The organism is Spirosoma soli (genome assembly GCF_042684525.1).
GTDB classification, from domain to species: domain Bacteria; phylum Bacteroidota; class Bacteroidia; order Cytophagales; family Spirosomataceae; genus Spirosoma; species Spirosoma soli.
Genome location: NZ_JBHULN010000006.1, coordinates 263,931 through 289,722, shown reverse-complemented (window position 1 = coordinate 289,722; position 25,792 = coordinate 263,931). Strand labels below are relative to the sequence as shown.

Sequence of the window (25,792 nt, the reverse complement as noted above, 5' to 3'; positions counted from 1 at the left end):
ATCAAAGCACCGAGCCACACCAGTTTTTACGCTTCGGCGGTCCGCCGAAGCGTCGGTCTCATCATCTCATAGGTTAGGTTAAATGAAAACGCCAGAGCATGTGCCCCGGCGTTTTTTTGTTTTTTATCGCTTGAATTGTAGTCCTTTATGACTTTAATATATTCAGCAGATACGCCCCATAACCACTTTTAACCAATGGTTTAGCGATAGCCGTGAGCTGTTCTGCATCAATAAATTTCATGCGGTAGGCAATCTCTTCCGGACAGCCTATTTTCAGCCCCTGACGCTCTTCAATGACGTGCACAAACTGGCCAGCTTGCATTAATGACTCAAACGTACCCGTATCAAGCCAGGCTGTGCCACGGTCTAAAACCCCTACTTTCAGTTTTCCCCGCTCTAGATAGACCCGGTTAACGTCTGTAATCTCCAGCTCACCTCTCGGCGAGGGCTTGATGTTTTTAGCGATTTCAACGACGTCGTTATCGTAAAAATATAATCCCGGTACGGCGTAGTGTGACTTAGGCTTTTCGGGCTTTTCTTCGATCGAGAGCACGTTAAACTGCTCGTCGAACTCGACAACGCCATACCGTTCGGGGTCGTGTACCTGATAAGCGTACACAACACCACCATCGGGATCATTGTTAGCCTGCAGAAGTTTGGATAAGCCTGAGCCGTAAAAAATATTATCACCGAGCACTAACGCGACCTTATCGTCACCGATGAACTTTTCACCGATGATAAACGCCTGGGCCAGCCCATCAGGGCTGGGTTGTACAGCATAGCTAAACCGGCATCCAATACGTTCGCCATCGCCCAGCAGCTTCTCAAAATGAGGTAGGTCGTGGGGAGTAGAAATGATCAGGATATCACGGATACCCGCCAGCATTAAAATTGAGAGCGGGTAATAGATCATCGGCTTGTCGTACACTGGCATTAACTGCTTAGAAACAGCCAGCGTAAGCGGATGTAGGCGGGTGCCGGAGCCTCCGGCAAGTATAATTCCTTTCATTTGTTAAAGAGTGAAAGAGCAAAAGAGCGAAAGGGTGAAGTTGCTCAATCGCTCTTTCACTCTTCCACTCGTGCGCTCATTAACGGTTCGCGTACATTCCCTGATAATAACTCTGATAGGCTCCGGACGTAACATTGTCGAGCCACGTCTGATTAGCCAAAAACCAATCGACGGTTTTTTCGAGACCTTCTTCGAACTGAAGCGACGGCTGCCAGCCCAGTTCGTTCATGATTTTGTGGGCGTCAATGGCATAGCGAAGGTCGTGCCCGGCGCGGTCGGTAACGTACGTAATCAGCTTAGCCGACGTACCTTCTGGCCGGCCTAACTTGCGATCCATTATTTGGCAGAGCAAGTGAACCAGATCGATGTTTTTCCACTCGTTGAAGCCGCCAATGTTATACGTTTCGCCGAGTTTACCCGTATGATAGACAGCATCAATAGCCCGAGCGTGATCCACAACGTATAACCAGTCGCGAACATTCTCGCCTTTGCCATACACGGGCAGCGGTTTGTTCGCCTGTATGTTATGAATCATAAGCGGAATAAGCTTCTCCGGGAAGTGGTTGGGCCCGTAGTTGTTTGAGCAGTTCGAGAGCACCACCGGTAGCTTATAGGTATTGCCGTAGGCACGCACGAAGTGGTCAGATGCAGCCTTAGACGCCGAATAAGGCGATTGTGGATCGTAGGACGTCTCTTCCGTGAAGAACTCGTCCGGGTTGTGCAACGAGCCATACACCTCATCTGTCGAGACGTGATAGAAGCGTTTACCCTCGAAGGCAGGCGTGCCCCCCGCCTGTAGCCAGCTGTTCTTTGCTGCGTTAAGCAGATTTACAGTGCCCACTACGTTAGTCATCACAAATGCCATCGGGTCGGTAATCGACCGGTCGACGTGTGATTCTGCCGCGAGGTGAATGACCCCGTCGAACGGAATTTCAGCAAACATATCCTCCAGAAATTTGGCGTCGGTTATGTCGCCTTTAACGAACGTATAGTTAGGCTCGTTCTCGATATCCGCCAAGTTGGCCAAATTGCCGGCGTATGTCAGCGCATCAAGATTATAAATTTGATACTCCGGATATTTCGTAACGAATAACCGAACCACGTGAGACCCGATAAATCCGGCCCCACCAGTAATGAGAATTTTTTTCATAAATAATTAATAAGTCGACAAGTTACAATCTGGTGAGTAGACACAGACTTATCGGGTTGATTGATCTAATTTTTGTTGCCACCGCCAGGCATCGCGTAGTGACTCGCCCAACGACCGGCTGGCTTTCCAGTTTAATTCACGATTTGCTTTCGTAACGTCGGCATACACTTGCTCAACGTCTCCTGCCCGACGTGGGCCAATAGTATAATTCAGTTTGACACCGGCCTCTTGCTCAAACGTTTTAATGATATTGAGAACCGTTTCCCCCTTACCTGTACCGATGTTAATTACATCATAGAAAGTATCGGTAGTCGTCTCATTCAGTTTACGAAGAGCCTGAACGTGCGCTTCGGCCAAATCCATGACATGTATATAATCACGGACGCAGGTACCATCGGGCGTGTTATAATCGTCGCCGTATACCGTCAGGCTAGATCGAATGCCAGCTGCGGTCTGCGTAATAAAGGGAATCAAGTTGGCCGGAACTCCGAGTGGTAGTTCGCCAATTTCCGCGGATGGATGAGCCCCCACAGGGTTAAAGTAGCGCAGGGCCATGGTTTTGATGGGCACCTTTGCCTGCACTACGTCGCGGATGATGTCTTCGCTAATCGCTTTGGTATTGCCATACGGCGACTGCGCTGGCAGCCGGGGAGTCTCTTCGGTAACCGGTAATTTTTCGGGCTGCCCATACACGGTGCAGGATGACGAAAACACCAGGTTAGGCACCTTGTATTTAGGCATCAGTTCCAGCAGTAGCATAAGCGAGTCGAGGTTGTTGCGATAATACTTCAAAGGTTGTGCCACCGACTCTCCAACGGCCTTATAAGCCGCAAAGTGGATAACACCCGTTAGTTCTTCTTTTTTGAAGATATCATCCATCGCATCTGCATCGTTGCAATTGACCGAGTAGCAGATTACGTCTCGGCCCAGAATCGCTCGCAGGCCATCTAGCGCTGAACGTTGTGAATTAGAAAAATCATCAACGATAACCGGCTCGAAACCAGCCTCAACCAGTGATACAACCGTGTGAGAGCCAATGAAGCCAGCTCCGCCGGTAACCAGAATTTTGGGAGAATTGCGTGAAGCTGCCAAACCGTTTTTTATAAATTTTTTGTTGTTACTTTACTTAGTCAGCCTGTTAAACCGGACAAAAGTAGTATATTCAATAGGTTTGCGAAAACAGTTTTTATTCTGGGGTCTCTCCACAAAGCGGCAGAAACGAATGAACGACAACGAATTAAAAGCCCTTATCTCACTCCTGGACGATGAAGACCAGGAAGTAGTCGAGCATGTCGAACAGCGAATTCGTCAGATGGGCGGACAAATGATTCCGCTGCTGGAAACAGAATGGGAAGGTAGTTTTAACCCGGCCCTGCAAAAACGTATTGAGGAAATCATCCATGACCTTCAATATGAATCGGTGCTGGATCGAATGCGCGACTGGAAGAATGGTGGAGCAATGGACCTCCTCGAAGGGCTGTGGATTGTGGCAACGTATCAGTATCCGGACCTTTCGCTCGATAAATTGAAGCAGGACGTAGAACAGCTTTTTTATGACGTCTGGGTTGATTTCAAAACTGATATGCACCCCGACGAGCAGATTAAAGCGATGAACAGCGCTTTTTTTTCGAAGCTGAAGTTTGCGCCAAACACGAAGCATTTCCATTCCCCGGCGAATTCAATGATCAACCAAGTACTCGAAACGCGTCGCGGTAATCCCATTACGCTTTGTGTCTTGTACATGCTCATTGCCAAGCGGCTGAATCTGCCGGTCTATGGGGTCAATCTGCCTAACCTGTTCGTGCTAACGTACAAGAACAGCAGTGGTGTTCAGTTTTACATTAATGTCTTTAATCGGGGCCTTGTCTTTACAAAGAAAGACATTGATCAGTACATCGATCAACTGAATTTAAAGCGGCTCGACACGTTTTACCAGCCCTGTACCAACGCTGACATTGTAAGGCGTGTATTACGTAATTTGACCTTAGCGTTCGAGAAAAACGGCGATACCGAACGTGTTCGGGAAGTGGAACAAATTCTGAATGCGGTCAGAGACGACGGCGACGGCTTACCTCTTTCTGACTATACACAGCGGTAACGTATAAGTTATCAAGTTGTAAGGTTACAGAGTCAAAGGCGTCAGCCAACTTCACAACTCTATAACCTTACAACTTGATAACTCATCAAAAGGCCACAGTCAGCAGGCCAGGTCCTACCCGAAAGCACCGCAATACCAGTTGCTCTTCGTGGTTTGGCAAACGTACGTGACCAACGAGTTGATCAGCTCCATCAACAAATGGCTCCACGTGCAGATGCTCACGAAAGGTGAGTTCTCGCTTGCCGTATAGTTTATACAACGCTTCTTTAGCGCACCAGTACACGGCCAGCCGATCCACATCTCCGGCGGCATGCGCAATCTCAGGCTCCGATAAGACCCGCGGCACTACGCGCTTAAGCTGTTCCCGAATAGGCTCAACGTCTATACCAACCGGCCTTAATCGGTGTAGTACCGCAGCCGCCCATCCCGTGGTATGCGATAATGAAATGTGCCAGGGTGTACCAATTAAATGCGGCTTTCCAAATTCATCTTTAAGCAGCCCTGTGTAAGGCATTCCCTGCGATTCGGTCAATTGTCGAATCAGAACCCGGCACGCCAACCATTCAACGCGTTGAGCAGGATGGCTAATGGTAGCCAACTCTTCCAGCTCCAGAGCGGTTAGGGGCAGATTGGTCCGCAATGTCGATTCATCTTCGGTAATCGGCCGTAGAATAACAGTGCAGTCGTCGTTGATACGTAGGTTCAAAACTGTAAATCGAAAGCAACAAACCAAAAGTCGGAAGTCGACCGGGAAAAAGAAAGTACAACGTGCATTTACCCTGACGAAACCCGATCGACCAGAAACAGTTCCTGGTTGCCAGGGTTTCGCTACCTTTGGTAGACGAATTACCAGGTACGAGATAGTGATTGTAGAGAAGATAGATACGTTTGGTGGGCACCGGGACTGTGTATACGCACTCGAACGGGGGGGAGCTCGAGAGCATTTTTTTTCGGCGGGTGGCGACGGCTTGATTGTACAATGGCATCTGGGCCAACCTGATCTGGGGGAGTTAGTTGCCAAAGTACCAGCCTCGGTATATGCGTTAGCTCTGCATCCCACCAGCGGTTTGCTATGGGTTGGCCAGAATTATGAAGGCCTGCATCTGATTAATCCGGTTGAGAAACGGGAAGTAAGCTCGCTTAAACTAACATCCGCAGCGATTTTTGACATAAAATTCCATAAGAACGATGCTTTTGTTGCGCTGGGCGATGGCGTGGTGGCGGTGGTTGATGCCAATCAATTGGTCGTCCGAAAACACTTAAAAGCCTCGGATCAGTCGGCACGCTGCATCGCCATTAACCCGGTGGAGCGCGAACTAGCTGTAGGCTACAGCGATACTACCGTGCGTCTATTTGATCTGGAAACCTATGAGCTCAAACGAGTAATTGCGGACCATACTAATTCTGTTTTTACAGTAGCATACTCGCCCGATTTCCGGTTTATGCTTACCGCCGGACGTGACGCCCATTTGAAAGTGTGGGACGTAGAGAAAAACTATGCTGCTCACAATGACATTGTCGCACATATGTTTGCTATCAATCACCTAACGTTTAGTCCCAACGGTAGCTTGTTAGCTACGGCCAGTATGGACAAGTCGATTAAGATATGGGATGCAGAAACGTATCGATTACTCAGAGTTGTTGACCGCGCCCGCCATGCCGGACATGGCACGTCTGTGAATAAACTATTGTGGACTGAATATGACCAGCAGCTTCTATCTGCCAGCGATGACCGCACGATTTCGGTATGGAAATTGCGCTAACATTCACCGTTTGGGCAGAAAACGCCTGTTTTTCTTGCTATTTTTTGTAAAATCCGTATAATGGGCGTTACTTCACCATTATCAGATGAGTTAATAACTACCAAACACCTTAGCGCACCGATGAAAATTACGCCCATCGAAATCCGGCAGCACACATTTGAAAAAGGGTTGCGGGGTTATAAACCCGAAGATGTGGACGCATTCCTGGCTTCATTATCTCAGGAATGGGAACGCGTCACCGGCGACCATAAAATGCTGAAGATGCAGCTTGAGCTAGCCGAAAAAGAGCTAGGTAAGCTGAAAGAAGTGGAGATGACATTGTTCCGGACACTTAAAACAGCCGAAGATACGAGCACGCAGATCACCGATCAGGCCAACAAAGCCGCTGAACAATACGTAGCCGAAGCCCGGCAAAAAGCAGACGAGATGTTAGCCGACGCCCGGAAGCGTTCAGCACTGATGGTTCAGGATGCCGAAAATCAGGCTCGCTATCTGAAAGATAATATCCTGAACGATTTGAAAGCGATGGAGTACGATTTCAAGGCGTTGGAAACCTATAAGGAGAACCTGGCTGTTCAGATCCGCAACCTGGCCAGTAGTGCCGTCGACACCGTTGATCGCTTTGAAAAGAAGTTTGCTAAGCAGAATCTGAAGGGTAAGATTGATGAAGTGTCAGTTCAGATTAAGGACGATCTTAAAGCGTCGGAAGCCCCCGTTGAATCTGTACCTACAGATGATTTGCCACCACTGACCGAGCGTGAAGCGGCTGTTCCAGAAGCTATTCCGGTGGACGAAGCGCTAGTTGAAAAATTGGATGAGGCCATCGAGCAGTCAACTGAATCAACGCCTGCAGTTACGGCCCAGACCGAGTCGGCAGACGATACGCAACCAACTGAATCAGCGGTAGCCCAAGCCGAAACACCTGCATTGACAGCCACGTCTGTTGACACCGCTCCGGTTGAAGTTACGGAAAACGGAACTCCTAGGAAAAGCGGGTCGTTCTTCGATCAAATTTGACGTAACGCGGGTGGTAACCCGTGAACGTAGCGCGGGTTGTCACTTGCCTTATAAATGGGAACAATCACCTTAGAAGGTCTCGAGTTTTTTTCTTACCACGGTTTTTACGACGAGGAGCAAAAAATCGGTAATAAGTATTCCGTAGACATCGTTGTCACGGCCGACTTTTCTGAAGCCGCCCGGCGTGACCGCCTGAGTGCAACGGTCAACTACGAAGATCTCTACAGAATTACGGCCAATGTTATGCAGCAGCCCGCCCGGTTGCTGGAACACATAGCGCACCGGATTATTGAGGAGATACGCGCTAAATATGCTGATCTGCTGTCGGTTGAGGTAAGCGTATCAAAATTTAACCCGCCTATTGGTGGCGTTTGCCATAGGGCTATGATTACCCTAAAAGAATAAAGGGAGGTCAGAAAAGGAATAATTCCTGTTCTACCTCCCTTCGTTTGTTGTTTCCTGCTCTTAGACCGCCTGCTGTAATCCAGCAAACGAAATAGCCATGTGCGAAGCATCATAAACGCACTCGCCATTACGAATCAGCAACACCTGGGGCGATTCATGTTCAACCCCAAACTCCTGTTCAATCTTGCTGGATATGGGCCGGTTGGCGAGCAAGTCCAGGTAATAGGGCTTCACACCAAGCTGGTCATTCCAGTTGCGCTCCATTCGACTCAGAGCCATCGCGCTGATTGAGCAGGTGGTGCTGTGTTTGAAAATCAGCACCGGCTGCTTCCTCGACTCTTCCTTAATTGCGTCGAGTTGAGCATCGCTCGTTATTTTATTCCAGTTCATTTTATCAACACGCATTCTGTTGACGTAGAAGCGCTTTTACGTTTGAAAAGTTCGTCATTTCCGCTGGTGTATCGCCAATTTTTCAGCCATTTCAGGCGATACAGCCTCCGAATAGGGGCCATAAGCATCTACTAAGGTCCCATGTTGTCCATTCTTTGCGTCAATCGCGTAAATCACGGTTTCGTCGCCGGGGTCGGTCATACCTTCAAAGCGGTACACATCAACAATATCGAAATCAGCCGGATGTAGTTCTATAGCATTCTGTTGACATTTTAAGTGATTATCTTTCAAGTTATAGTCAAGCGTGAAACCTTGCTTGCGGAGATCTTCAAGGGCTTCGGTAACGGTATCATACGTTTTCATAAACGGGGTAGTTTGCAGGTGAGTTTGTAGCTTTGTAACTATAACTAACCGCGTATTCGCTTGTTTTCGGGACTTTATAACACAGGCATTCTTGCCTATCAATTCCTACTGCGGCTGGTGGCTCCATTCAACCCAAAAGCCCGACAATGGATTAACGGTCGACGCAACTGGACTGATGCATTATCTAAAAAGCTTTCGGGCAATACGTCCCCTGTCGCTTGGTTTCACGCGGCTTCGTTGGGTGAATTTGAGCAGGGACGGCCGGTAATAGAAGCGTTTCGGGCGCAGTACCCTGATTACAGGATTTTGCTTACGTTCTTTTCGCCTTCGGGCTACGAAGTCCAAAAGAACTATAAAGATGCTGACTGTATTATGTACCTGCCCGCCGATACGCCCTCGAACGCCCAACAATTTGTGTCACTGGTAAAGCCGAAACTTGTTTTCTTTATTAAGTATGAGTTCTGGCATAATTACCTGAACGCTTTGCAAGCTAATCACGTACCAATACTTTTATTCTCGGCCATCTTTCGACCGAATCAGCTTTTCTTTAAGCCCTATGGTAGTTTCTACCGGAACTTACTCGCTCACTTTGCCCACATTCTGGTCCAGAACCAGGAGTCAGTTGAATTATTGAAAGCTATTCATGTAAATAACGTAACGCTGGCTGGCGACACTCGGTTTGATCGTGTGGCTCAGGTAGCCTCAGCTAAGCAAGAGATACCCATAGCGCGTGCGTTCAAAGACAGCCAACCGTTACTCGTGGTAGGCAGTGCCTGGCCCGATGACATGAATGTGCTGATTCCCTTTGTCAACGGCTTTGATAAATCCCTCAAAGTCATCATTGCTCCGCACGAAATTAATGATGCCGAAATTGAACAATGGCGTAGGCAACTTACGAAGTCATCCATCCGTTTCTCGCAGGCCACTGAAACGACCGCGCCAAACGCCGATGTTCTCTTCATTGACAACATCGGTATGCTATCTTCATTGTATCAGTACGGCAATTTTGCCTTTATCGGCGGAGCTTTCAAACAAGGGTTACACAATGTTCTAGAACCTGCGACGTTCGGGATGCCCATCTTTTTCGGACCAGATTACAGCAAGTTTCAGGAAGCGGTGGATCTCGTTGATGAAGAGGCTGCTTTTCCTGTCAATACTGCGGATGAGCTAATGGCAACTTTTAACAGCCAGTACGAAAATTCGTTGCTAGCGGCTCAACGCAGCCGTAATTACGTACAACGGAACATTGGTGCAACCGCGCAGGTTATGAAAGTTGTAAAGCATTTAGTGAGTGAAAGAGAAATTTAAAATTTACTCTTTCACTCTTTCACTCTTTCACTCTTTACACCGTTGCAAAAAGGCTTAGTCATACGCTCCACCGGCTCCTGGTACGACGTTCGCAACACGGACGGCCACATTTATCAGGGTCGGCTGAAGGGCAAGTTCAAAATCGCTGGTCTGAAGGTCACCAACCCGATTGCGGTGGGCGACCGGGTAATTTTTGATGTTGAAGATGAAGCCGAAAATACGGCCGTCATTACCGACATTGAACCCCGCGAGAACTACATCATCCGGCAATCAGTACACAAAACAGCCCACGGCCACATTTTAGCGGCTAATCTCGATCAGGCAGTATTACTGGCTACGCTGACCTTACCCCGTACCTCGCTCGGCTTCATTGACCGCTTTCTGGTATCGGCCGAATCGTTTCGTATTCCGACAGCGGTTGTCTTTAACAAGTCCGACATCCTGAACGAGGAAGGTATAGCCTATCAGCAGGAGATTATGGATATGTATGAGCGTATTGGCTACAACTGCCTCTCGACATCAGCCACCGAAGGAATTGGCGTTGACGAGTTTCGGCAACTCCTCGACCATAAAGTAACCTTGCTGTCGGGCCACTCAGGCGTAGGAAAATCGTCGTTGGTCAACGCCATCGCTCCGGATTTAAATCTTCGTACGAATGAGGTGTCAACCTTCGCCAACAAGGGTGTTCATACGACGACGTTTGCTGAAATGTTCGAGTTAGCGCCAGATACGTACATCATTGACACGCCAGGCATTAAAGAGCTTGGGTTGATGGATACGTCGAAGGAAGAGATCAGTCATTATTTTCCTGAGATGCGCGACCGGCTCAACCAATGCCGGTTTCACAATTGTTTGCACCTCAACGAGCCGGGCTGTGCCATTAAAGACGCGGTGGCCGAAGGCGACATTGCCGAAAGCCGATACATGAGTTACCTCAGCATGATGGAAGGCGGAGATAACCGAAGGTAATTATAGGACACCTTCTTCGGTCAGGATAGCCGCTACGTTCAGCGTTACGTCATCCAGCACCGGAACCGTCGTGTCCCAGTCGACGGTAATCCAGCTTTCACCCTGAGTTGCGACAAGAACGTTACGCGATTGGGTTGTAATCCAGATAACACGTTCGGTGCCGAAATCAAGCATAGCCTGCGTTTTCTGGTAAACATAATCCTGCTCCATCGCTGGAAAGGCTTCCAAATCCACCTTACTATCAACCTCAAGGACAACCTTTGGCGCCACGTCGAAAAACTTTCCTTTAATGGTTACCTTATCTTTTTGGTAGAAGGCAATATCGTTGACCAGATTATCACCTAGTGGCATGTGAAAACCAGGTTTGTTCGTGACAACCCAATAGGCCTTACGGTTAGTGTTGTTCCCTATATAAGCATACAAGTTTGAGACAATAATCGCTTGTAGATCAGTGCAGCCCATGATCTCACCGGGAGTTTTTCGTTTGGCCAGTACATCTTTATAGCCCTTGCGGTATAAGGGCTTCCCGTTGAGTGTCTCATAAATCAGGTAAGACGGAATTGCCTGCTGCGCTGCTTCAGGTTCCATAGTTGTCAAGTCTGTTGCCATAGCCTTACGAGTAAAGACAATATGCCAAGTTTTAAGGAACGTAGCACAGACTTATGCTACGTTCCTCAATTCGTCATGGCAGCCAGCAAATCGGCTTGTGTGATGATATGTACCTGTTCCCGCTCGTCGCGTACCAGTAAGGCTTTATTGTCACGGTCGATTAGCGACGAAAGCGCATCGATGGTATTGTCCAGGCCAACAAACTTGAACGGCTTATCCATTACCTCGCTAACCGGATGGTCTTTCACGCCCGGATCATCAATAAGTTTGTTGAGCACCGTTGAATCGGTGAGGCTTCCCACTATTTGACCAGCTTCGTCCGTTACTGGAATCTGCGAAATACCGTACCGATTCAGCACCTGAATGGCCTGACTTACCGATACACCCGCGCCAATAGTAGTTAACTGCGACTGTCGATTCGTCGCACCGCCGTTTTTACTGTGAACAATGTCGCGAGCAGTTTTAAACGACCGATCTTCCAGGAAACCGTGGTCTTTCATCCAGGTGTCGTTGTAGATCTTAGCGAGGTAGCGCGTACCGTGGTCAGGCAACAGAATAACCATTACATCGTCGTCGGTGAGGTGATCTTTGGCCCACTCCAACGCCCCATGCACCGCCGTACCGCACGACCAGCCAACGAATAAACCTTCTTCCCGCGACAGCCGACGGGTCATAATAGCCGCATCGCGGTCGGTCACTTTGATGAACTGGTCAATTACGTCGAAGTTGACGTTTTGCGGCAAAATGTCTTCCCCAATGCCTTCTGTCAAATACGGGTAGATTTCGCCCGGATCGAAAATGCCGGTCTCTTTGTATTTTTTGAATACCGAGCCGTAGGTATCTAATCCTAGCGTAAACAGGTTTGGGTTCTGTTCTTTCAGGAATTTCGACGTACCGCTGATAGTACCACCCGTACCAACCGAAGCCGCGAAGTGTGTGATACGTCCATCGGTATCTCGCCAGATCTCGGGGCCAGTCGTCTCGTAGTGGGCGGCCGTGTTCGATGGGTTGTCGTACTGGTTAGGATATAGCGAGTTAGGAATATCTCGGTTCAGTTTCTTGGCAACGGAGTAATATGACCGTGGATCATCGGGCGCTACGTTGGTTGGGCACACGACAACCTCCGCTCCTACCGCTCGCAAAATATCGATCTTCTCTTTCGACTGCTTATCCGCCATGGTAAAGATGCACTTGTAGCCTTTAGCAATAGCCGTCAACGCCAGACCAAAGCCCGTGTTTCCGCTGGTACCTTCAATGATGGTGCCACCCGGCTTCAGAATACCTTGCTTTTCGGCATCCTCAATCATCCGAATGGCGATACGGTCTTTCACCGAGTTGCCAGGATTGAAGTACTCGGCTTTGGCAAGAATCGTCCCGCGAATACCCTTTGTAACGTGGTTGAGCTTCACTAAGGGCGTGTTGCCAATGGTATCGATGATCGTGTTGTAGTAATTCATATTGATTGAGTTTTGTTGTATTGGTCAAGGAAGGTTATTACTTGATTGTGAAAATGAGCAAAGCTGCGGGATTGTTTAGCAAGCTCATCGAAATCTGCGGCAGAAGCTATCTTATCAGATACACGTTCCATGACTAAGCCATTGTCTCTCTCGCCATATAGGCGACGTTTCAATTCATGCTGTGACTTACTCTCAAGGCTGTTTGGAGCGCATTTTTCGCCGATGTTAACTCGGTAGCTTTGGTAAGCCATCCACTGCTCAATAGCTTGAACCGAAACAAAGTGTATAATTCGGTTACCGTAATTTTCATGAACTTTACCCAACGAATTTAGCAGAGATTTACACTCGGCTGTGTGTTTAGGTTGTTCCTTTTCATGATCAGCTTCATCTAGATCGACTCCTACAATTAACAGTTGATGCCCCTGCCCAATAGCTGTCGTAAAAATGGCTTTAGCTTCCTTTAGTACTTTCGACTTACCAGCCTTTTCTCCTTTGAAACCTAGCTTACTCGGCACGACTTGTACACCGAATTGTAACGCCATTAAACGCAGATAGGTGGGTATGAAAGAATACTCAGCATAACCTTCGGCAACAAGGGTGTAGTCTAATCGAAGGTTCTTCTTCATTCTACATTAGCTGGCACACCTCCAATTAAACCATACATCCAATATTCACCTAGATTAGACGTAAGGTCAACTTTATCTAAGCCAAGCTCTTCATTCTTCTTGTTCGTTGGCTCAATTATATCTTTTTGAAGGTTACGAACATAAGTCGCTCCAGTATCTTCATCTTTATCGAACACAAACACTGATTCAGGCATTGATGAAAACGCATTTACAACATGCTCATTGTGAGTGGTCATAATCACCTGCACATCTTTTTCCTCCGCGAGTTGAAAAATAAATTTCATTATCTCCCATATACGGCGAGGGTGAATACCTTTTTCGGGCTCTTCAAGCAGAAGTAGCTTCGGCGGATTGGGCTGGTTGATAATACATAGAAGAGCAAGAAAGTATAATGTACCTTCAGAGAGTTCTTCAGCCCAATAGATGGGACCTTGCGTGCTTGACGAAAGACCTATTTTTTTAAAAGTTCTTTCACCAAATATTTTCCTCTGCTCATCACTTGGAACTGTGTTTTGAAAGTTGATTTGACTAAATTCAGGAACACATTTGGACAGATCCTCTTGAATACGTAGAAATATATCAAAGTACTGATCTCTTATATAATCGAAAAAAGCAATCAGATTTGAACAATGAGCATCAACCTGTTTGGCGTTAACAATCAAAGGGCCTGGTCTATTTATTTGATTAGGATCAGGACGATAAGCTATAATCTCTCCGGTAAGATCTGTTAATATCTCAATACCGGGATCTTCGTTTTCTGAAAAGCTAATGTCTTTTGTATTCAGGCTTTCCGCCCAACCAAATTTTGTTGTGTATATCTCGCTGCCTTTATAATCAAAGCTTTTTGTTAGAACTAGATGACGATATCCTTCGCGAAAAGGATCGGTTACTATTTCCTCAAATGTCAAATGGACATTTATATGATTTCTGTTATCTTTCTTGTAATGAGCACTATCAGCTATATTCCTCTTCCCATCAAGAAATTGGTACATAAAGTTAAACGCCTTCAAAAAATTCGTCTTACCCGAGTTGTTCGGCCCGATGAGCAGGTTGACTTTTTGAAGGTCGAGCGTGACATCTTTTAAGCTCTTGAAGTTCTGTATAGAAACGCGCTTGAGCATGGTCTATAGCGGTTAATTTGCGTGTAAGTTAGATAATTACTTACCCATTTGTGTGGCCCGCATCAATACGGTGTTGTCTGGGTCGATTGCGACGACAGCTGGTTTTGTGGCCACAGGAACAGTGAACGTCTGAGATTGTCCATTCAAGCTTAATTTGCCTGTACGAGTTAGTTCACGGCCGCTGGCATCGCGGATGCTGAATACGAGCGGCAACACATACGAGCCAGAACGTTGTATCTGTCGCACATCAATGATCAGCGCTTTTTTCGTCGCGTCGTAGTTCGAGCCCCATACTAAATCCGGGAAGCCGGGTTGGTATAGCCACTGCTGGAAAAACTGGCCTAGCTTCTTGCCCGACACACTTTCCATTATGGCCTGCAAATCGCTGGTTCGGGCGTTGGCATTGCGGAACTTCTCGTAGTACGCCCGGATACCCTTCCAAAACGTATCGTCGCCCAGCTCGTGACGAAGCATGTGCAACACCCAACCGCCTTTCTGATATTCATTTGGATTTAGTAAATCCATCAGATTGGCCGTAGTCGAGTCAATGATGATGCTGTTTGGCTTCAAGTCGGTGTAGCGAACTATCTGGCTTTTGTTCTGATTCAATACGGCGTTGAGTGTGTCGCGGCCGTACGCCTGTTCGAGGTAAAGCGCTGAGAAATACGTAGCAAAACCTTCACTCAACCAAAGCTGCGACCAATCAGCTTCGGTAGCCGAATTTCCAAACCACTGATGCGCAATTTCATGCGCCAATAAAGCTTCAACGTCCGAATCTTTCCGTCCAACAATGATTTTCTCATCATAGAAAATGCAGCTGGCGTTTTCCATACCGCCGAAATTGGTTGTGGATTGCACGTTCGCCAGCTTCTCGTACGAATACGGCCCAATCTTATCGATAAAGAACTGTAGAATATTCTTGGCAGGACGGTAATCGATAAACCCCTTCTGACTATCGTTGGGGTATAGCCAGCTTTGCACCTGAACACCACCAACCGAACCAACATCCTCAACGGCAAACTTAGCCGCACCAATCACCATCACTTTGGTTGGAATGGGCGTGCTTTCCTGCCAGCGCGTTACCTTACGCGGTGTTTTGCCGGGCTGCGCCGTTTCGCCTAACAATTTACCATTAGCAATAACCCGATACGTTGCCGGGGCATTGACCGTAAAGGAACAAGTCGCCTTGTCGGAGGGGTGGTCCACGACAGGGAGGTAATTACGGGCATTGTTCGGCCAATTGTCGCCGAAGAAAGTTCGGTCGCCAAACTTATTCCGGCTGATGATTAAGCCTCTTGCAGGTGTACCTGCATAGCGGATGGTGACCTCCGTCGGCTGATTCGGTGCGGGCGGCAGGTTAATAAATACCCGGTCGTTACGGTGGCTAAACGGCGCAGTCTTACCATCGGCCAAACGTACTTCCCGCACGCGCATACCGACTGAATCTGCTTTGTTACCGATGAGGTCGAACCAAACGGTTTGCCGGTCGTCGTTGCGGGTGAAGCGAATAGTGGTTTCGCCCTGAATTTGATTCGTTGAGTCGCTCAAGGTGAGCGAAAAAGCATAGTTCAATACATCAACGCCGGGTTGGGTATAGCGTGACAACCGATCCGGTAGCTGTGCATAAACAACGGACGTTAACAATAAAAAAAAGCCTAGCAGCTTAAGTGATTTCTTACTCATTAGTGAATTCGTCTGCCAAGCTTACGTTATTGGGTGATACGTAAGCCTGGCAAAGACAGAAAAATAGTTTACTCTTTAATCTCCTGGCACAGTTCAATCAGCACGCCGTTTGTTCCTTTCGGATGCAGGAAGCACACCAATTTATTATCGGCTCCATGCTTTGGCGTCTCACTCAATAACGTAAAGCCTTCATTTTTTAGCCGCTCCATCTCGACGAGAATATCATCTACTTCAAACGCCAGGTGATGAATACCTTCTCCTTTCTTCTCCAAAAACTTGGCGATCGGACTCTCAGGATTCGTCGCTTCGAGCAGTTCTATTTTGGTCTGGTTTACCCGAAAGAATGAAGTAGTGACGCCTTCTGACTCAACCGTTTCGGCCTTGTAGGGCGTAACGTTCAGCAGTTTTGTGAATAGGTCATTCGACGTAGCAATGTCGCGGACGGCAATGCCGATGTGTTCAACGTTGGTAAGCATAGATAAGGAAAGAACTTTTCCGTTTGGTGGAAAGTTAATAGATTAGCATTGATTCGCGTCAAAATTGACTGTATTACGACTATGGTTACCGTTTCAGAAATTGCCAAAAACAAAATTATTGAGCTACGTCAGAAAGATGGCCTTGCCGAAGACTACGCCATTCGGGTAGGAGTTCAGGGCGGAGGTTGCTCGGGCTTGATGTATGATTTGCAGTTTGATGCAACGCAACAGCCAACCGACCATGTCGTTGAAGATAAAGGTATCAAAATCCTGGTTGACCGTAAGAGCCTGCTATACCTCGCCGGTACGGAGCTTGACTTTTCGGACGGTCTCAACGGTAAAGGCTTCCAGTTCAAAAACCCGAACGCCAGCCGCACCTGCGGTTGCGGAGAGAGCTTCGCTGTCTGATCGTCTGATCGGACCGCCGACGCGGCCCAGATTGAGAGGATTTTAAGGATTTACGAGATTTTGTATATATAACAAGAGCCGACTGCTTAAGTCGGCTCTTGTTATTTGCGAGCTTGGCGATGACAAATCAACTAACGGATTACAGTTGGGCTACGCACCAGTAATATCAATTCGCATCATTAACTTTCACGAGAATTACAAAATCTTGCCAATCCCTTAAATCCTCTCCTGGTCCTAATGACAGCGAAACCCGTTAGCCATTCCCGTACGACCCTCACGGAGTTAATGATCCCATCTTACGCCAACTTCGGTGGCAAGATTCATGGTGGTATTTTGCTGTCCTTGATGGACAAAGTTGCATATGCCTGCTCAGCCAAACATGCTGGGCAATACTGTGTAACGGTGTCGGTAGACGGTGTCAATTTCCGGCAACCGGTTGAGGTTGGTGAACTGGTGTCGCTGATGGCATCGGTAAATTATGTCGGAAGAACATCACTAGTTGTTGGCATAAAAGTCGTTGCCGAGAACGTAAAGACAGGTATCGTGAAACACACGAATACCTCTTACTTCACAATGGTAGCTAAAGACGAGTTTGATAAACCGACCGAAGTTCCTCCTCTCCTGCTTGAAACGCCCGACGACGCCCGGCGTTTTCTGGAGGCTATAAAACGCAAAGAATTACGGGCGAGTTACAGCGAGCACTTCGACAATGCCAAAACCCGGATGCTATTGAATGAAAACGTCGATAAGCTTACTAGCGAGCGCTGTCAACTTACCGACGATCTCAAGAATCAGTTGTCCTGATTTAAAGGCCTAGTTCGGCACGCACCTTTTTAGCTCCGGCTACCATGTTCGCCAGCTTTTGTTTAGCGGCCCAGCGAGCCGTTTGGCTTAGTCCACAATCGGGAGCAACAGCCAGTCTTTCGGCCGGAACGTAAGGCAGGCATTTGCGAATGCGCTCAGCCACATCGTCGGGTGTTTCAATGTAATAGCTCTTTACATCAATGACGCCAACGGCTACGTCGAACTTCTCGGCAAATCGCTCCAGAAGATTTACTTCGGCAAAATTTAGTATGGTCATCTCCGAGTGCAGCTCGTCCACGGTCATGTCCAGAAAATCGGGCAGCATTGGCGCGATGGTCTTTTTACCGACTGACCTGCCTTTGTAATTACCAAAGCACAAGTGCATGGAAAGCCGGGTTTTACCCACGCCCGGCGCAACGGTTCGGTTGAAGATGTCAACAAATCGCTTTGTGTCTTCGCGATAGGCGTAGCACGACATCGACGGCTCGTCGACACAGATTTCGGGTACGCCCAATGCGACCAGGTCGGTGATCTCTTTGTTCACTAAAGGCAATAATGCTTCTGTTACGTCCCAACGATCTTTGTAAAGGCTACCCGGTAGCAGTCGGCCACTGAGCGTATATGGGCCCGGAATTGACACTTTCAAGCCCTGGCCTGCCGGAGCCAGCCGTTTTAGGCGCTGGTACTCTTCCACTACGCCTAAGCCTTTAGGGGCCGTCAATGGCTCAATGATGTTGTGTTTGCCGCGTTGGTCATGAGCGGGGGGGCCAAACCGGCGGAGTTCGGTTTCATTGTTCTGAATACCGTTAACATAGCCGTAAAACGAAAGGTTAAAATCAAAACGAGTTTGTTCGCCATCGGTGATAACATCGAGCCCAGCCGCTACCTGATCGTGAACGGACGTAATAACGGCATCCTCGATCATCTCGTTGATGTCGGCCGGGCCAAACTGCGATAAGTTCTGACTCGAATATTCAAGCCATCCTGGAAACGGCATGGAGCCGACAACGGTGGTTTTAATAGGAACGGGCTGCATAGTCTACTGAGTAGTGTACAGTGATGAATTATTGTAAGATTAAACTTTACCGTACACTACTCATTTTTGATAAACTATTTCCGCTAAAATGGGGGCTTATATCCAATCACTTTCTTCACAACCTGTTTAAGCAATACAGGCAAGGTGAAGTTGTGGCTGACCGCATAGCGGAAACGCCCAGTGTTAATCGTCTCGATTGGCTTACCATTCTCGCTATGCTGTACCGTTTTGCCCGTCGCGATGTTAATAACGTGCCGCAGATTGAGGTTATTGGAAAACATGTCGGACATGCGGGGCGAGTAATACATGCAACCCTCGAAGTAATAATGCGTCACTTGTGACCAGCGCGTTACGTTGCCCCCTTTAATCGGCATTCCACCATGTACCAGGTTCGACGACCAGATCAGGACGTCGCCTTTCTGCATATGGATTTCCTGCCGCTGGTAGCCATTTGCCTCCATGAACTCTTCCATAAACTCCTCATACTGGGGGTACTCAGCGTAGTTTTCTTCGGCTTCGATCCCAATATCAAAGTAGTTAAACTCTTTCTGACGATGCGACCGCGGATAATAGAACAGAGGACCATTGTTGGCGGTGGTTTCTTCCAATGCTACCCACACGCCACACATAAAACGCGCCGGAATACTACTAAAATGGATCGCGTCTGAATGGGCGCGCTGTTGGGTACCGAATTTAAAATTGAGCGTTTGGAACGGAATTGGCTCACGCTCGTACAACAAACGTAATACATCCAGAATGTGGGGCTGGCTGGCCAGGTCGCGGACCGATTCGTACTTTTTCCACAGGTCCTGGTGACGACCGGGTTGCTCACCTACATTAGCCGGATACTCATGGTTTATATCGCTAAGGGCACGGTCTATCAGCTGATGGCTCACGTGCTGACGCAGCAACAAGAACCCTTCCTGGTTGTAGTGCACGACCATCTCACGTTGTTCAGGCGTCAGGTCTCTCTTTAATAGTAAGTCGCTAAAAAAGGGAGATTCGACCCACGGTAAATTCATTTTTTGGGCTACAGCAACGTTCTTCATTATCTTATATCAATCAAGCGAATAGAATAGCCGATAATATAAAATTACTTTCATTACTTGCTGTAGATTAATACGTTACCGTGATTCTAATTTACTAATCGGTAGTAAAAACGGTACTATCAGCTATGAGCAGGCTACTTATAACCAGGGAGGGCTATCAGGTCGTGTTACCTCTTAGCTCGTACTCCCACCAAAGCATATTCTCGACTCGGCCAAACATCACAAACTTGTTTTTCTCAAGTACTTTCTGCGAGGCTACATTTTCGGCGTCCGTATCGGCAACAACCCGTTGAACTGCCGGTTGCTGACTAGCCCATTCTACTAAACCGCCTACTATTTCGGACATGTACCCTTGTCGCTGAAAAGCCGGATACGTGCCATAACCTATCTCTACGGTTCCGGTCTCGTCGGGTTCGCCTTTAAATTTGGCATCGGCGACGATCTGCCGTTTCTGACGGTCAATGGCAATCCAGATCGTATGATATAGTGGATCAAATGACGAGTCTTTCAACCGGGGAATGGTAAAATGCGTAATCACGCTGAGCAAGGGCTCCACAACAGTCCGATGCCCCGGCCGTAGGCCAAGTGCCTGCTCCAGCCGCGTATTATCAGCGACGTGGAGTTGTAACTGATCCAGCGTGAGCGGAACAATCGTCAACCGAGACGTCTCAATCATGCTTAATACGTTGATTCTGTGTTTATGTGCTTATATCTGCCCTTCGCTGACACTCCAACCGCCGTCAATGGTCAGCACTTGCCCGGTCGTAAATTTTGACTGGTCGGACATGAAATAAACGGCGGCTCCATCAAGGTCGCTTGGTTGCCCAATGCGACCTCCATCGAGTGGTTGCTTGGTTTTGGTGAAGGCCATAATGGCATCGTCTTTGGTAGCTCGCTGGGCCATTGGCGTTTCGACCAGGGCGGGCGCCAGTACGTTGACCCGGATGTTATCATTGGCGTAATAGGCGGCTACCGATTTAGTGAAGCCGATCACCCCCGATTTCATGGCCGCATAGGCGTGGGTAGCGAAGTAAGTGGGCGAAGGTGACGACCCAAGCACTGATCCCATGTTCAGAATACTACCCCCGGATTTCTGCGCTCGAAACGCCCGAACGGCCGCCTGGTTGGACAGCATCAGCGAGGTTAGATTCAGGTTGACTGTGTAATTCCAGCCGTCGAGGGTAAGGTCGTGCAGAGGACCATCGCCAAAACGCCGGCCACTACCGCCCGCTACGTGAAAGAGGCCATTGAATCCGCCAAAAATCTGCTGGCAAAGCGTAATGGCCTTTTGAGCCGTTTGCGGATCAGACGCATCGCCCGACATGGCCAAGCCGTTTCCATCAAGTTGTTTTTCGGCGGTCGTGCAGCTTTCCGGATTACGTCCCACCACAACGACCTGTGCGCCTTCGCTAACAAAGGCCATAGCGGCCGACAACCCCATGCCGGTTGTGCCGCCAATGACGACGATTTTCTTATTATCTAACCACATTACGTTTAGTTGTACCTCAATTGGTTTTTATGCTGCAAGAAACGAAATAGAGTTTTGGTTGACAACGGTTTGGTCATGAATGCAATTAAAGCCACTGCTATTAGTTATTTTTGAGAAAAACTCGGCTCGGTATGGAAACTAATAAGACAGACTACTTCGAGGAGTATCAATCAGAAGATATAATGTCATTAAATCACTCCCGGATTATCAATCGGGTCAGCGTTGCTTTAGGCCGTTACGATGATAAATACGATGTCTTTCCAGAGCTAGAACTGGAGTTATCAACGGGGAAATGTAAACCCGACGTAGCCGTGTACGGAAAGCTACCGATTGATTGGTTCAATGACATAATATATTATGACCAGGCACCACTTGTTGCAGTAGAAGTATTATCTCCAAAACAGGCCGTTACAGATTTAACCGATAAAGCGTTCAAACAGTACTTTCCGGCCGGTGTTCAATCCGTATGGATTATTATTCCTACGCTACGCATTGTTCAGGCTTTACTCCCAAACGGTTCAATTCAAACGTGGGCCAGTGGCATTTTCAAAGATCCCGTTATGGGACTGGAAATGGATCTGGGTTATTTGTTCAAATAAGTACGAGCACTAGTCTAAACTAGTACATCAGTCATACCAAATCTCGCTCGATAATCTTTCCACTAGCCTTCTCTTTCAGGATCACTTTATGGCGACCGTCGTGAGTGACTTCTTCTTTGATCAGATAATGATCTTCATCGTAATCCGTCAGGGTTTGTTCCTGCGATAACCCTTCTTTACCCCGCCATACCGGTAACTGCACCGGCTCCCACTGTTTAGTTTCGGCCGATTTATAGGCGGCATCCAGAATTGCATTTACCACATAACCATCGTAAAAGGTTTCAGCGGGCTCGCGTCCGGCTTCTGCTGAGGCAAACATGTCGGTAAACATATGATTGTAGCCGAGATCATTTACCTCATCGCCAACGGGGAAAAGCCAACCCGTATTCGACTCCGCTTTTTCGGCGACGTAATCTGCTCCTTTCCCTGTAGTAAACATCTCAAAACCCGTACGCAGAAAATTATTAATCCAGATAGTGCCTTCGGTACCCATTACCTCATCGCGGAGGTCCATTCCCCCGCGGAACGTCCAGCTGACTTCAAACTGGCCGATGGCTCCGTTCTCGTATTTGACGAGCGCAATAGCATGGTCTTCGGCGTCAATGGGTTTCACCTGGGTAGCCGCCCAGCACATAACCTCAACCGGCCGCACATCTTTACCGATAAAGTTCCGGGCGATTTCAACGCAATGACAACCCAGATCAAGCATACAACCGCCACCGGCTTGTTCTTTGTCCCAGAACCAGTTCGAGTGAGGACCAGGGTGCGTCTCCCGCGACTTGGCCCAGAGAATCCGGCCTAATGCTCCGTTCTTTACGGTTTCCAGCGCCTTCAAAAACTTTGGTGAGTAACACAAATCTTCCAGGTATCCGCCAAAAATACCGGCCTCTTCTACCAGCTTCATCATCTGTAAAGCTTCCTCAGCATTGCGGCCCAGCGGCTTAGTGCAAACAACATTCTTTTTGTGTTTGGCGCATAACTCAACCGCCGGGGCATGGAGGTTGTTAGGCAGCGCAATACATACCATTGTTACGTCTGGATGAGCAATCACTTCTTCCATGTTGGTCGACAGGAACGAACAGCCGTAGTCGTCAGCAAACTTTTTAGCGGTTTCTTCCCGCCGGGCGTAGATGGCCACCACTTTGTCGCGGCTGCGCTGACCGTGAAGTGATTCGGCATAGAAACGGCCAATGAAGCCGCCACCAAGCATAGCAATACGTTGCATATAATTAGTTCTTTTAAATGGAAAGAGAAACGGAGTTTTAGTATAGATGACAGCGTCTTTGTGTTCTTTGTGCAAACCTTTGTTATCTCTGTGTTTAGAAAGCAAATTTTGCTTAATTCTCATGTTCGATTTCTTTGACATTAATACAATTTTCTTCTCGCTCTGGGGTTACCCCATGAGCTACCTAGAATTTTTTGGCGTGATCTCGGGGGGAGTGGCCACCTGGCTGGCCGCCCGGGCCAATGTCTGGAGTTGGCCCATTGGTGCCGCCAGTGTTTTCTTATTTTTCTTTTTATTCTATCAGATACAACTCTACCCCGACATGTTTTTGCAGGTATTTTTCTTTGTCACGAACCTGCACGGATGGTGGCGGTGGACGCACCCTAGTGCTGAAGAAGCTGATCGACGTAACGAACTCCGCATTACCCGGCTGGTTGGACGTCCTTTGCTGCTGGTATTGCTGGGAAGTTTAGCAGCTACGGGCATTTTGGGAGCGCTCGCCAGCAGTCTGCACGAGTGGTTTCCAATATTATTCAGCCAGCCCAGTGCTTTTCCATACCTCGACTCATTTACGACAGTAATGAGCATCGTCGGCACATTCATGATGATTCAAAAAAAGCTGGAATGCTGGTGGATCTGGCTGGTTATCGATATCATCAGTACGTATATGTATTTTGTTAAAGGGGTTAAGTTAGTGGGTATTGAATACGCTATCTTTTGTCTGATTGCCTTTCAGGGAGCCTGGCATTGGACTAAGGAGTACCGAACCTATCCGGTACAGCCGGTCTGACCGTTGGCTTGAGACGTAAGAGCACCAGCTAAAAAAGAATAGTCATGCGTCCATTCCGATAGGCATCACACAAGGTCAAAGCACTTGTTTTCTTTTGCCATAGAGATCGAAATACCGAAAAAGCGCGGATTTGTACCACATTCGTCGGGGATGTGCCTGATAGTTTTGTCAGGTCGTTCACCTTTTGGCCACTTTAGCCTAAACCAGCCAGTTTAGGCAGATCGACAAGCCCTGTTGATTGGTCTTTCTGGTGAGCAACTTCATACAAACTCTTTTTAAGCCAGCCCTCTATGAAACTGCTCTTCTCACAATTTATCTGGATAAGCCTCGTAGCCAACAGTGTTTATCAAGCCGATGTGGCGCCAATCAGTTCGCGCAGCCTTAGAAGCGACCCGCGGCCCCAAACCAAAGAAAGCTGGGTTTCTCTGCTCGATCCTAAGCTCTCCCAGTGGGATACCTATTTGGCTTTTAGCCATAACACTAGTTATACAGGCAAGAAACCGGTTAATGAAAAAGGCGAGGAACTGATACCGATTGGTTACGGCAAAAACGAAAAGAATGTCTTTTCGGTAGTTCAAGAAAATGGAGAAGCAATCCTTCGCGTCAGTGGCGAGATTTACGGCTGTCTATTCACTAAAAACGAATACGAGAATTATCACCTCACGTTAAAGGTAAAATGGGGTAAGACTGCCTATCCACCGCGATTGGATAAGTTAAAAGATTCGGGCATCTTATATCATTCAATTGGTGAAAGCGGAGTTGATTATTGGCGGGCCTGGATGCTGTCTCAGGAATTCCAGATTATGGAAGGCCACATGGGCGACTACTGGAATATTGCCAGTTCAGCCATTGACATACGGGCTTATCTTCCGGAAGGGCGTATGAACAGCGTAGCGAATGCTAAGCAAGCGTTTCTGCCATTCGGCTCTTCTCATCCAGAGGGATTTTGTTTGCGCAGTGATAACTATGAAAAGCCTTCGGGGGAGTGGAATACCATTGAGCTGATTTGCTACCAGGGTAAAAGCCTCCATATCGTCAATGGCCATGTCGTGATGGTATTACAAAACTCACGTTACATGAAAGATGGGCAGGCTATTCCGCTGACTAAAGGTAAAATTCAGCTACAGAGCGAAGCAGCAGAGGTGTTTTATAAAGACATACAGATAAAAGAGCTGGACGCGTTGGCTCCTCAGCACAAAGCCTACTTCGAATGATAAGTCAGGCGAGGAGCTACGACCGCGGAAGCTATGTTTTCCGGTCAAGGGAGATTTTATCCTCTAAGAATAATTATACAAGCCAATCATGCGGTTTCGTAGCAAGTTTCAGCGTTAATTAAACTCTTAGAAGCCTCTTATCTTCGCTTAAAAAGCTAATAATCAAGTGATGTCTACCTCAACACTCAATTAAGAACTAGCTGTTAATCATTACCTAATTTTTATTTAATGGAATAGTCTGTCTTTCAATTAGATAAGTATAAAGCAAGATACATTCAATAGTATTATAAGAAGAATTTAACTAGGTAACCAGCTGATAATTATGATCTTATTTTTTTTGTGATATAATTTTGCACTTAGAAACCAAACTAATTACACATTATGGCAGTTGCCAAACAATTCCTGAAAAGCAAGCCTATTGCAAAAGTAACGTTCGAATTGTCGGCCGAAGCCGTCAATGGTGCCAAGACGGTCGCAGTGGCCGGAGAGTTCAATAACTGGGACGCCACCGCCCAAGTATTGAAGAAGCAAAAAGATGGTTCATACAAGACAACTGTTGAGCTCCCTGTTGGTAACGAATATCAATTCCGTTACATTTTGGATGGTTCTAAATGGGAAAATGATGAGGCTGCCGATAAGTATGTAGCTAGTGGAGTTTCTGACGAACAGAACTCGGTGGTAGTGCTATAACTTACTTCTACGTATATACAACAATGCCCGACCAATTGGCCGGG

29 protein-coding genes are annotated in these 25,792 nt (G+C 47.6%); 12 read left to right on the top strand and 17 right to left on the bottom strand.

The genetic code is table 11. The annotated features are described in order from the left end of the window. Positions 1–145: 145 nt before the first annotated feature. The 3 genes from rfbA to galE all read right to left on the bottom strand — a co-directional run bounded on the left by rfbA (position 146) and on the right by galE (position 3,251). A complete protein-coding gene (gene rfbA, locus ACFSUS_RS12465; RefSeq protein WP_381523008.1) occupies positions 146–1,009 on the bottom strand; it encodes a glucose-1-phosphate thymidylyltransferase RfbA in 864 nt (287 codons plus the stop codon). A gap of 79 nt (positions 1,010–1,088) precedes the next feature. After that, positions 1,089–2,159, bottom strand: coding sequence for a dTDP-glucose 4,6-dehydratase (gene rfbB / locus ACFSUS_RS12460; protein WP_381523007.1), 1,071 nt, complete (start codon positions 2,157–2,159; stop codon positions 1,089–1,091). Between the two features lie 48 nt (positions 2,160–2,207). Further along, entirely contained in the window at positions 2,208–3,251 is a 1,044-nt protein-coding gene (gene galE / locus ACFSUS_RS12455; protein WP_381523006.1) for a UDP-glucose 4-epimerase GalE, read from the bottom strand. 130 nt (positions 3,252–3,381) lie between these two features. On the opposite strand from galE, the gene ACFSUS_RS12450 reads away from it, so the two are divergent. After that, entirely contained in the window at positions 3,382–4,257 is an 876-nt protein-coding gene (locus ACFSUS_RS12450) for a transglutaminase-like domain-containing protein (RefSeq protein ID WP_381523005.1), read from the top strand. Between the two features lie 85 nt (positions 4,258–4,342). Here ACFSUS_RS12450 and ACFSUS_RS12445 read toward each other — a convergent pair whose 3' ends face one another. After that, entirely contained in the window at positions 4,343–4,963 is a 621-nt protein-coding gene (locus ACFSUS_RS12445; protein WP_381523004.1) for a 4'-phosphopantetheinyl transferase family protein, read from the bottom strand. 157 nt (positions 4,964–5,120) lie between these two features. Here ACFSUS_RS12445 and ACFSUS_RS12440 point away from each other — a divergent pair, with 157 nt between their 5' ends. The 3 genes from ACFSUS_RS12440 (at position 5,121) to folB (ending at position 7,442) form a co-directional block, all read left to right on the top strand. Continuing rightward, positions 5,121–6,020, top strand: a complete 900-nt coding sequence (locus ACFSUS_RS12440; RefSeq protein ID WP_381523003.1) for a WD40 repeat domain-containing protein — start codon at positions 5,121–5,123, stop codon at positions 6,018–6,020. A 120-nt stretch (positions 6,021–6,140) separates the two neighbouring features. After that, on the top strand, positions 6,141–7,037 hold the full coding sequence (locus ACFSUS_RS12435) for a DivIVA domain-containing protein (protein ID WP_381523001.1): 897 nt from the start codon (positions 6,141–6,143) through the stop codon (positions 7,035–7,037). A gap of 54 nt (positions 7,038–7,091) precedes the next feature. After that, entirely contained in the window at positions 7,092–7,442 is a 351-nt protein-coding gene (gene folB / locus ACFSUS_RS12430) for a dihydroneopterin aldolase (protein ID WP_381523000.1), read from the top strand. A gap of 60 nt (positions 7,443–7,502) precedes the next feature. Here the strand turns inward: folB and ytxJ are convergent, their stop codons facing one another. Together ytxJ and ACFSUS_RS12420 are read right to left on the bottom strand one after the other, a co-directional pair. Then, a complete protein-coding gene (gene ytxJ, locus ACFSUS_RS12425) occupies positions 7,503–7,832 on the bottom strand; it encodes a bacillithiol system redox-active protein YtxJ (protein WP_381523120.1) in 330 nt (109 codons plus the stop codon). Positions 7,833–7,886: 54 nt separating this feature from the next. Next, the gene (locus ACFSUS_RS12420; RefSeq protein ID WP_381522998.1) at positions 7,887–8,195 is read right to left on the bottom strand and encodes a phosphoribosylpyrophosphate synthetase; all 309 of its coding nucleotides are present in this window, start codon (positions 8,193–8,195) and stop codon (positions 7,887–7,889) included. 60 nt (positions 8,196–8,255) lie between these two features. Here ACFSUS_RS12420 and ACFSUS_RS12415 point away from each other — a divergent pair, with 60 nt between their 5' ends. Continuing rightward, complete coding sequence (locus ACFSUS_RS12415; protein ID WP_381522996.1) at positions 8,256–9,503, top strand: 3-deoxy-D-manno-octulosonic acid transferase; 1,248 nt, start codon at positions 8,256–8,258, stop codon at positions 9,501–9,503. Between the two features lie 42 nt (positions 9,504–9,545). Further along, positions 9,546–10,472: a ribosome small subunit-dependent GTPase A gene (rsgA, locus tag ACFSUS_RS12410; RefSeq protein ID WP_381522994.1), complete on the top strand. Its 927-nt coding sequence runs from the start codon at positions 9,546–9,548 to the stop codon at positions 10,470–10,472. On the opposite strand, the gene ACFSUS_RS12405 is transcribed toward rsgA, so the two are convergent. The 6 genes from ACFSUS_RS12405 to mce all read right to left on the bottom strand — a co-directional run bounded on the left by ACFSUS_RS12405 (position 10,473) and on the right by mce (position 16,444). Further along, positions 10,473–11,060, bottom strand: a complete 588-nt coding sequence (locus ACFSUS_RS12405; protein WP_381522991.1) for a Uma2 family endonuclease — start codon at positions 11,058–11,060, stop codon at positions 10,473–10,475. It abuts the gene before it with no gap. An 86-nt stretch (positions 11,061–11,146) separates the two neighbouring features. Next, positions 11,147–12,538, bottom strand: a complete 1,392-nt coding sequence (locus ACFSUS_RS12400; protein WP_381522988.1) for a cystathionine beta-synthase — start codon at positions 12,536–12,538, stop codon at positions 11,147–11,149. Continuing rightward, the gene (locus ACFSUS_RS12395; RefSeq protein WP_381522986.1) at positions 12,535–13,164 is read right to left on the bottom strand and encodes a hypothetical protein; all 630 of its coding nucleotides are present in this window, start codon (positions 13,162–13,164) and stop codon (positions 12,535–12,537) included. The genes ACFSUS_RS12400 and ACFSUS_RS12395 overlap by 4 nt, the downstream gene beginning before the upstream one ends. Beyond that, entirely contained in the window at positions 13,161–14,285 is a 1,125-nt protein-coding gene (locus tag ACFSUS_RS12390) for an AAA family ATPase (RefSeq protein WP_381522983.1), read from the bottom strand. Before ACFSUS_RS12390 ends, ACFSUS_RS12395 begins: the two co-directional genes overlap by 4 nt. A gap of 36 nt (positions 14,286–14,321) precedes the next feature. After that, entirely contained in the window at positions 14,322–15,968 is a 1,647-nt protein-coding gene (locus tag ACFSUS_RS12385; RefSeq protein WP_381522981.1) for a M1 family metallopeptidase, read from the bottom strand. Between the two features lie 68 nt (positions 15,969–16,036). Beyond that, positions 16,037–16,444 (bottom strand): methylmalonyl-CoA epimerase, encoded by a 408-nt coding sequence (gene mce, locus ACFSUS_RS12380; protein WP_381522978.1) that lies wholly within the window; start codon positions 16,442–16,444, stop codon positions 16,037–16,039. Positions 16,445–16,525: 81 nt separating this feature from the next. Between mce and ACFSUS_RS12375 the strand changes: the two genes are divergently transcribed. Next, the gene (locus ACFSUS_RS12375) at positions 16,526–16,852 is read left to right on the top strand and encodes a HesB/IscA family protein (RefSeq protein WP_381522975.1); all 327 of its coding nucleotides are present in this window, start codon (positions 16,526–16,528) and stop codon (positions 16,850–16,852) included. A gap of 237 nt (positions 16,853–17,089) precedes the next feature. After that, positions 17,090–17,656 carry an acyl-CoA thioesterase gene (locus ACFSUS_RS12370; protein WP_381522973.1) on the top strand — a complete coding sequence of 189 codons (567 nt, stop codon included), beginning with the start codon at positions 17,090–17,092 and terminating at the stop codon, positions 17,654–17,656. A gap of 1 nt (position 17,657) precedes the next feature. Here ACFSUS_RS12370 and ACFSUS_RS12365 read toward each other — a convergent pair whose 3' ends face one another. The 4 genes from ACFSUS_RS12365 to ACFSUS_RS12350 all read right to left on the bottom strand — a co-directional run bounded on the left by ACFSUS_RS12365 (position 17,658) and on the right by ACFSUS_RS12350 (position 21,230). Then, positions 17,658–18,692 (bottom strand): methionine synthase, encoded by a 1,035-nt coding sequence (locus tag ACFSUS_RS12365; RefSeq protein ID WP_381522971.1) that lies wholly within the window; start codon positions 18,690–18,692, stop codon positions 17,658–17,660. An 83-nt stretch (positions 18,693–18,775) separates the two neighbouring features. Next, the gene (locus tag ACFSUS_RS12360) at positions 18,776–19,741 is read right to left on the bottom strand and encodes a phytanoyl-CoA dioxygenase family protein (RefSeq protein WP_381522968.1); all 966 of its coding nucleotides are present in this window, start codon (positions 19,739–19,741) and stop codon (positions 18,776–18,778) included. 157 nt (positions 19,742–19,898) lie between these two features. Next, positions 19,899–20,417: a GNAT family N-acetyltransferase gene (locus ACFSUS_RS12355; RefSeq protein ID WP_381522964.1), complete on the bottom strand. Its 519-nt coding sequence runs from the start codon at positions 20,415–20,417 to the stop codon at positions 19,899–19,901. 30 nt (positions 20,418–20,447) lie between these two features. Further along, positions 20,448–21,230, bottom strand: a complete 783-nt coding sequence (locus tag ACFSUS_RS12350; RefSeq protein ID WP_381522962.1) for an SDR family NAD(P)-dependent oxidoreductase — start codon at positions 21,228–21,230, stop codon at positions 20,448–20,450. A gap of 131 nt (positions 21,231–21,361) precedes the next feature. Between ACFSUS_RS12350 and ACFSUS_RS12345 the strand changes: the two genes are divergently transcribed. Beyond that, complete coding sequence (locus ACFSUS_RS12345; RefSeq protein ID WP_381522960.1) at positions 21,362–21,829, top strand: Uma2 family endonuclease; 468 nt, start codon at positions 21,362–21,364, stop codon at positions 21,827–21,829. 31 nt (positions 21,830–21,860) lie between these two features. Here the strand turns inward: ACFSUS_RS12345 and ACFSUS_RS12340 are convergent, their stop codons facing one another. Further along, on the bottom strand, positions 21,861–23,054 hold the full coding sequence (locus ACFSUS_RS12340) for a Gfo/Idh/MocA family protein (protein WP_381522958.1): 1,194 nt from the start codon (positions 23,052–23,054) through the stop codon (positions 21,861–21,863). 121 nt (positions 23,055–23,175) lie between these two features. Here ACFSUS_RS12340 and pnuC point away from each other — a divergent pair, with 121 nt between their 5' ends. The 3 genes from pnuC (at position 23,176) to ACFSUS_RS12325 (ending at position 25,748) form a co-directional block, all read left to right on the top strand. Further along, a complete protein-coding gene (gene pnuC / locus ACFSUS_RS12335) occupies positions 23,176–23,844 on the top strand; it encodes a nicotinamide riboside transporter PnuC (protein ID WP_381522956.1) in 669 nt (222 codons plus the stop codon). 290 nt (positions 23,845–24,134) lie between these two features. Beyond that, entirely contained in the window at positions 24,135–25,058 is a 924-nt protein-coding gene (locus ACFSUS_RS12330; RefSeq protein ID WP_381522953.1) for a 3-keto-disaccharide hydrolase, read from the top strand. 381 nt (positions 25,059–25,439) lie between these two features. Then, on the top strand, positions 25,440–25,748 hold the full coding sequence (locus tag ACFSUS_RS12325; protein ID WP_381522951.1) for an isoamylase early set domain-containing protein: 309 nt from the start codon (positions 25,440–25,442) through the stop codon (positions 25,746–25,748). Positions 25,749–25,792: the final 44 nt, after the last annotated feature.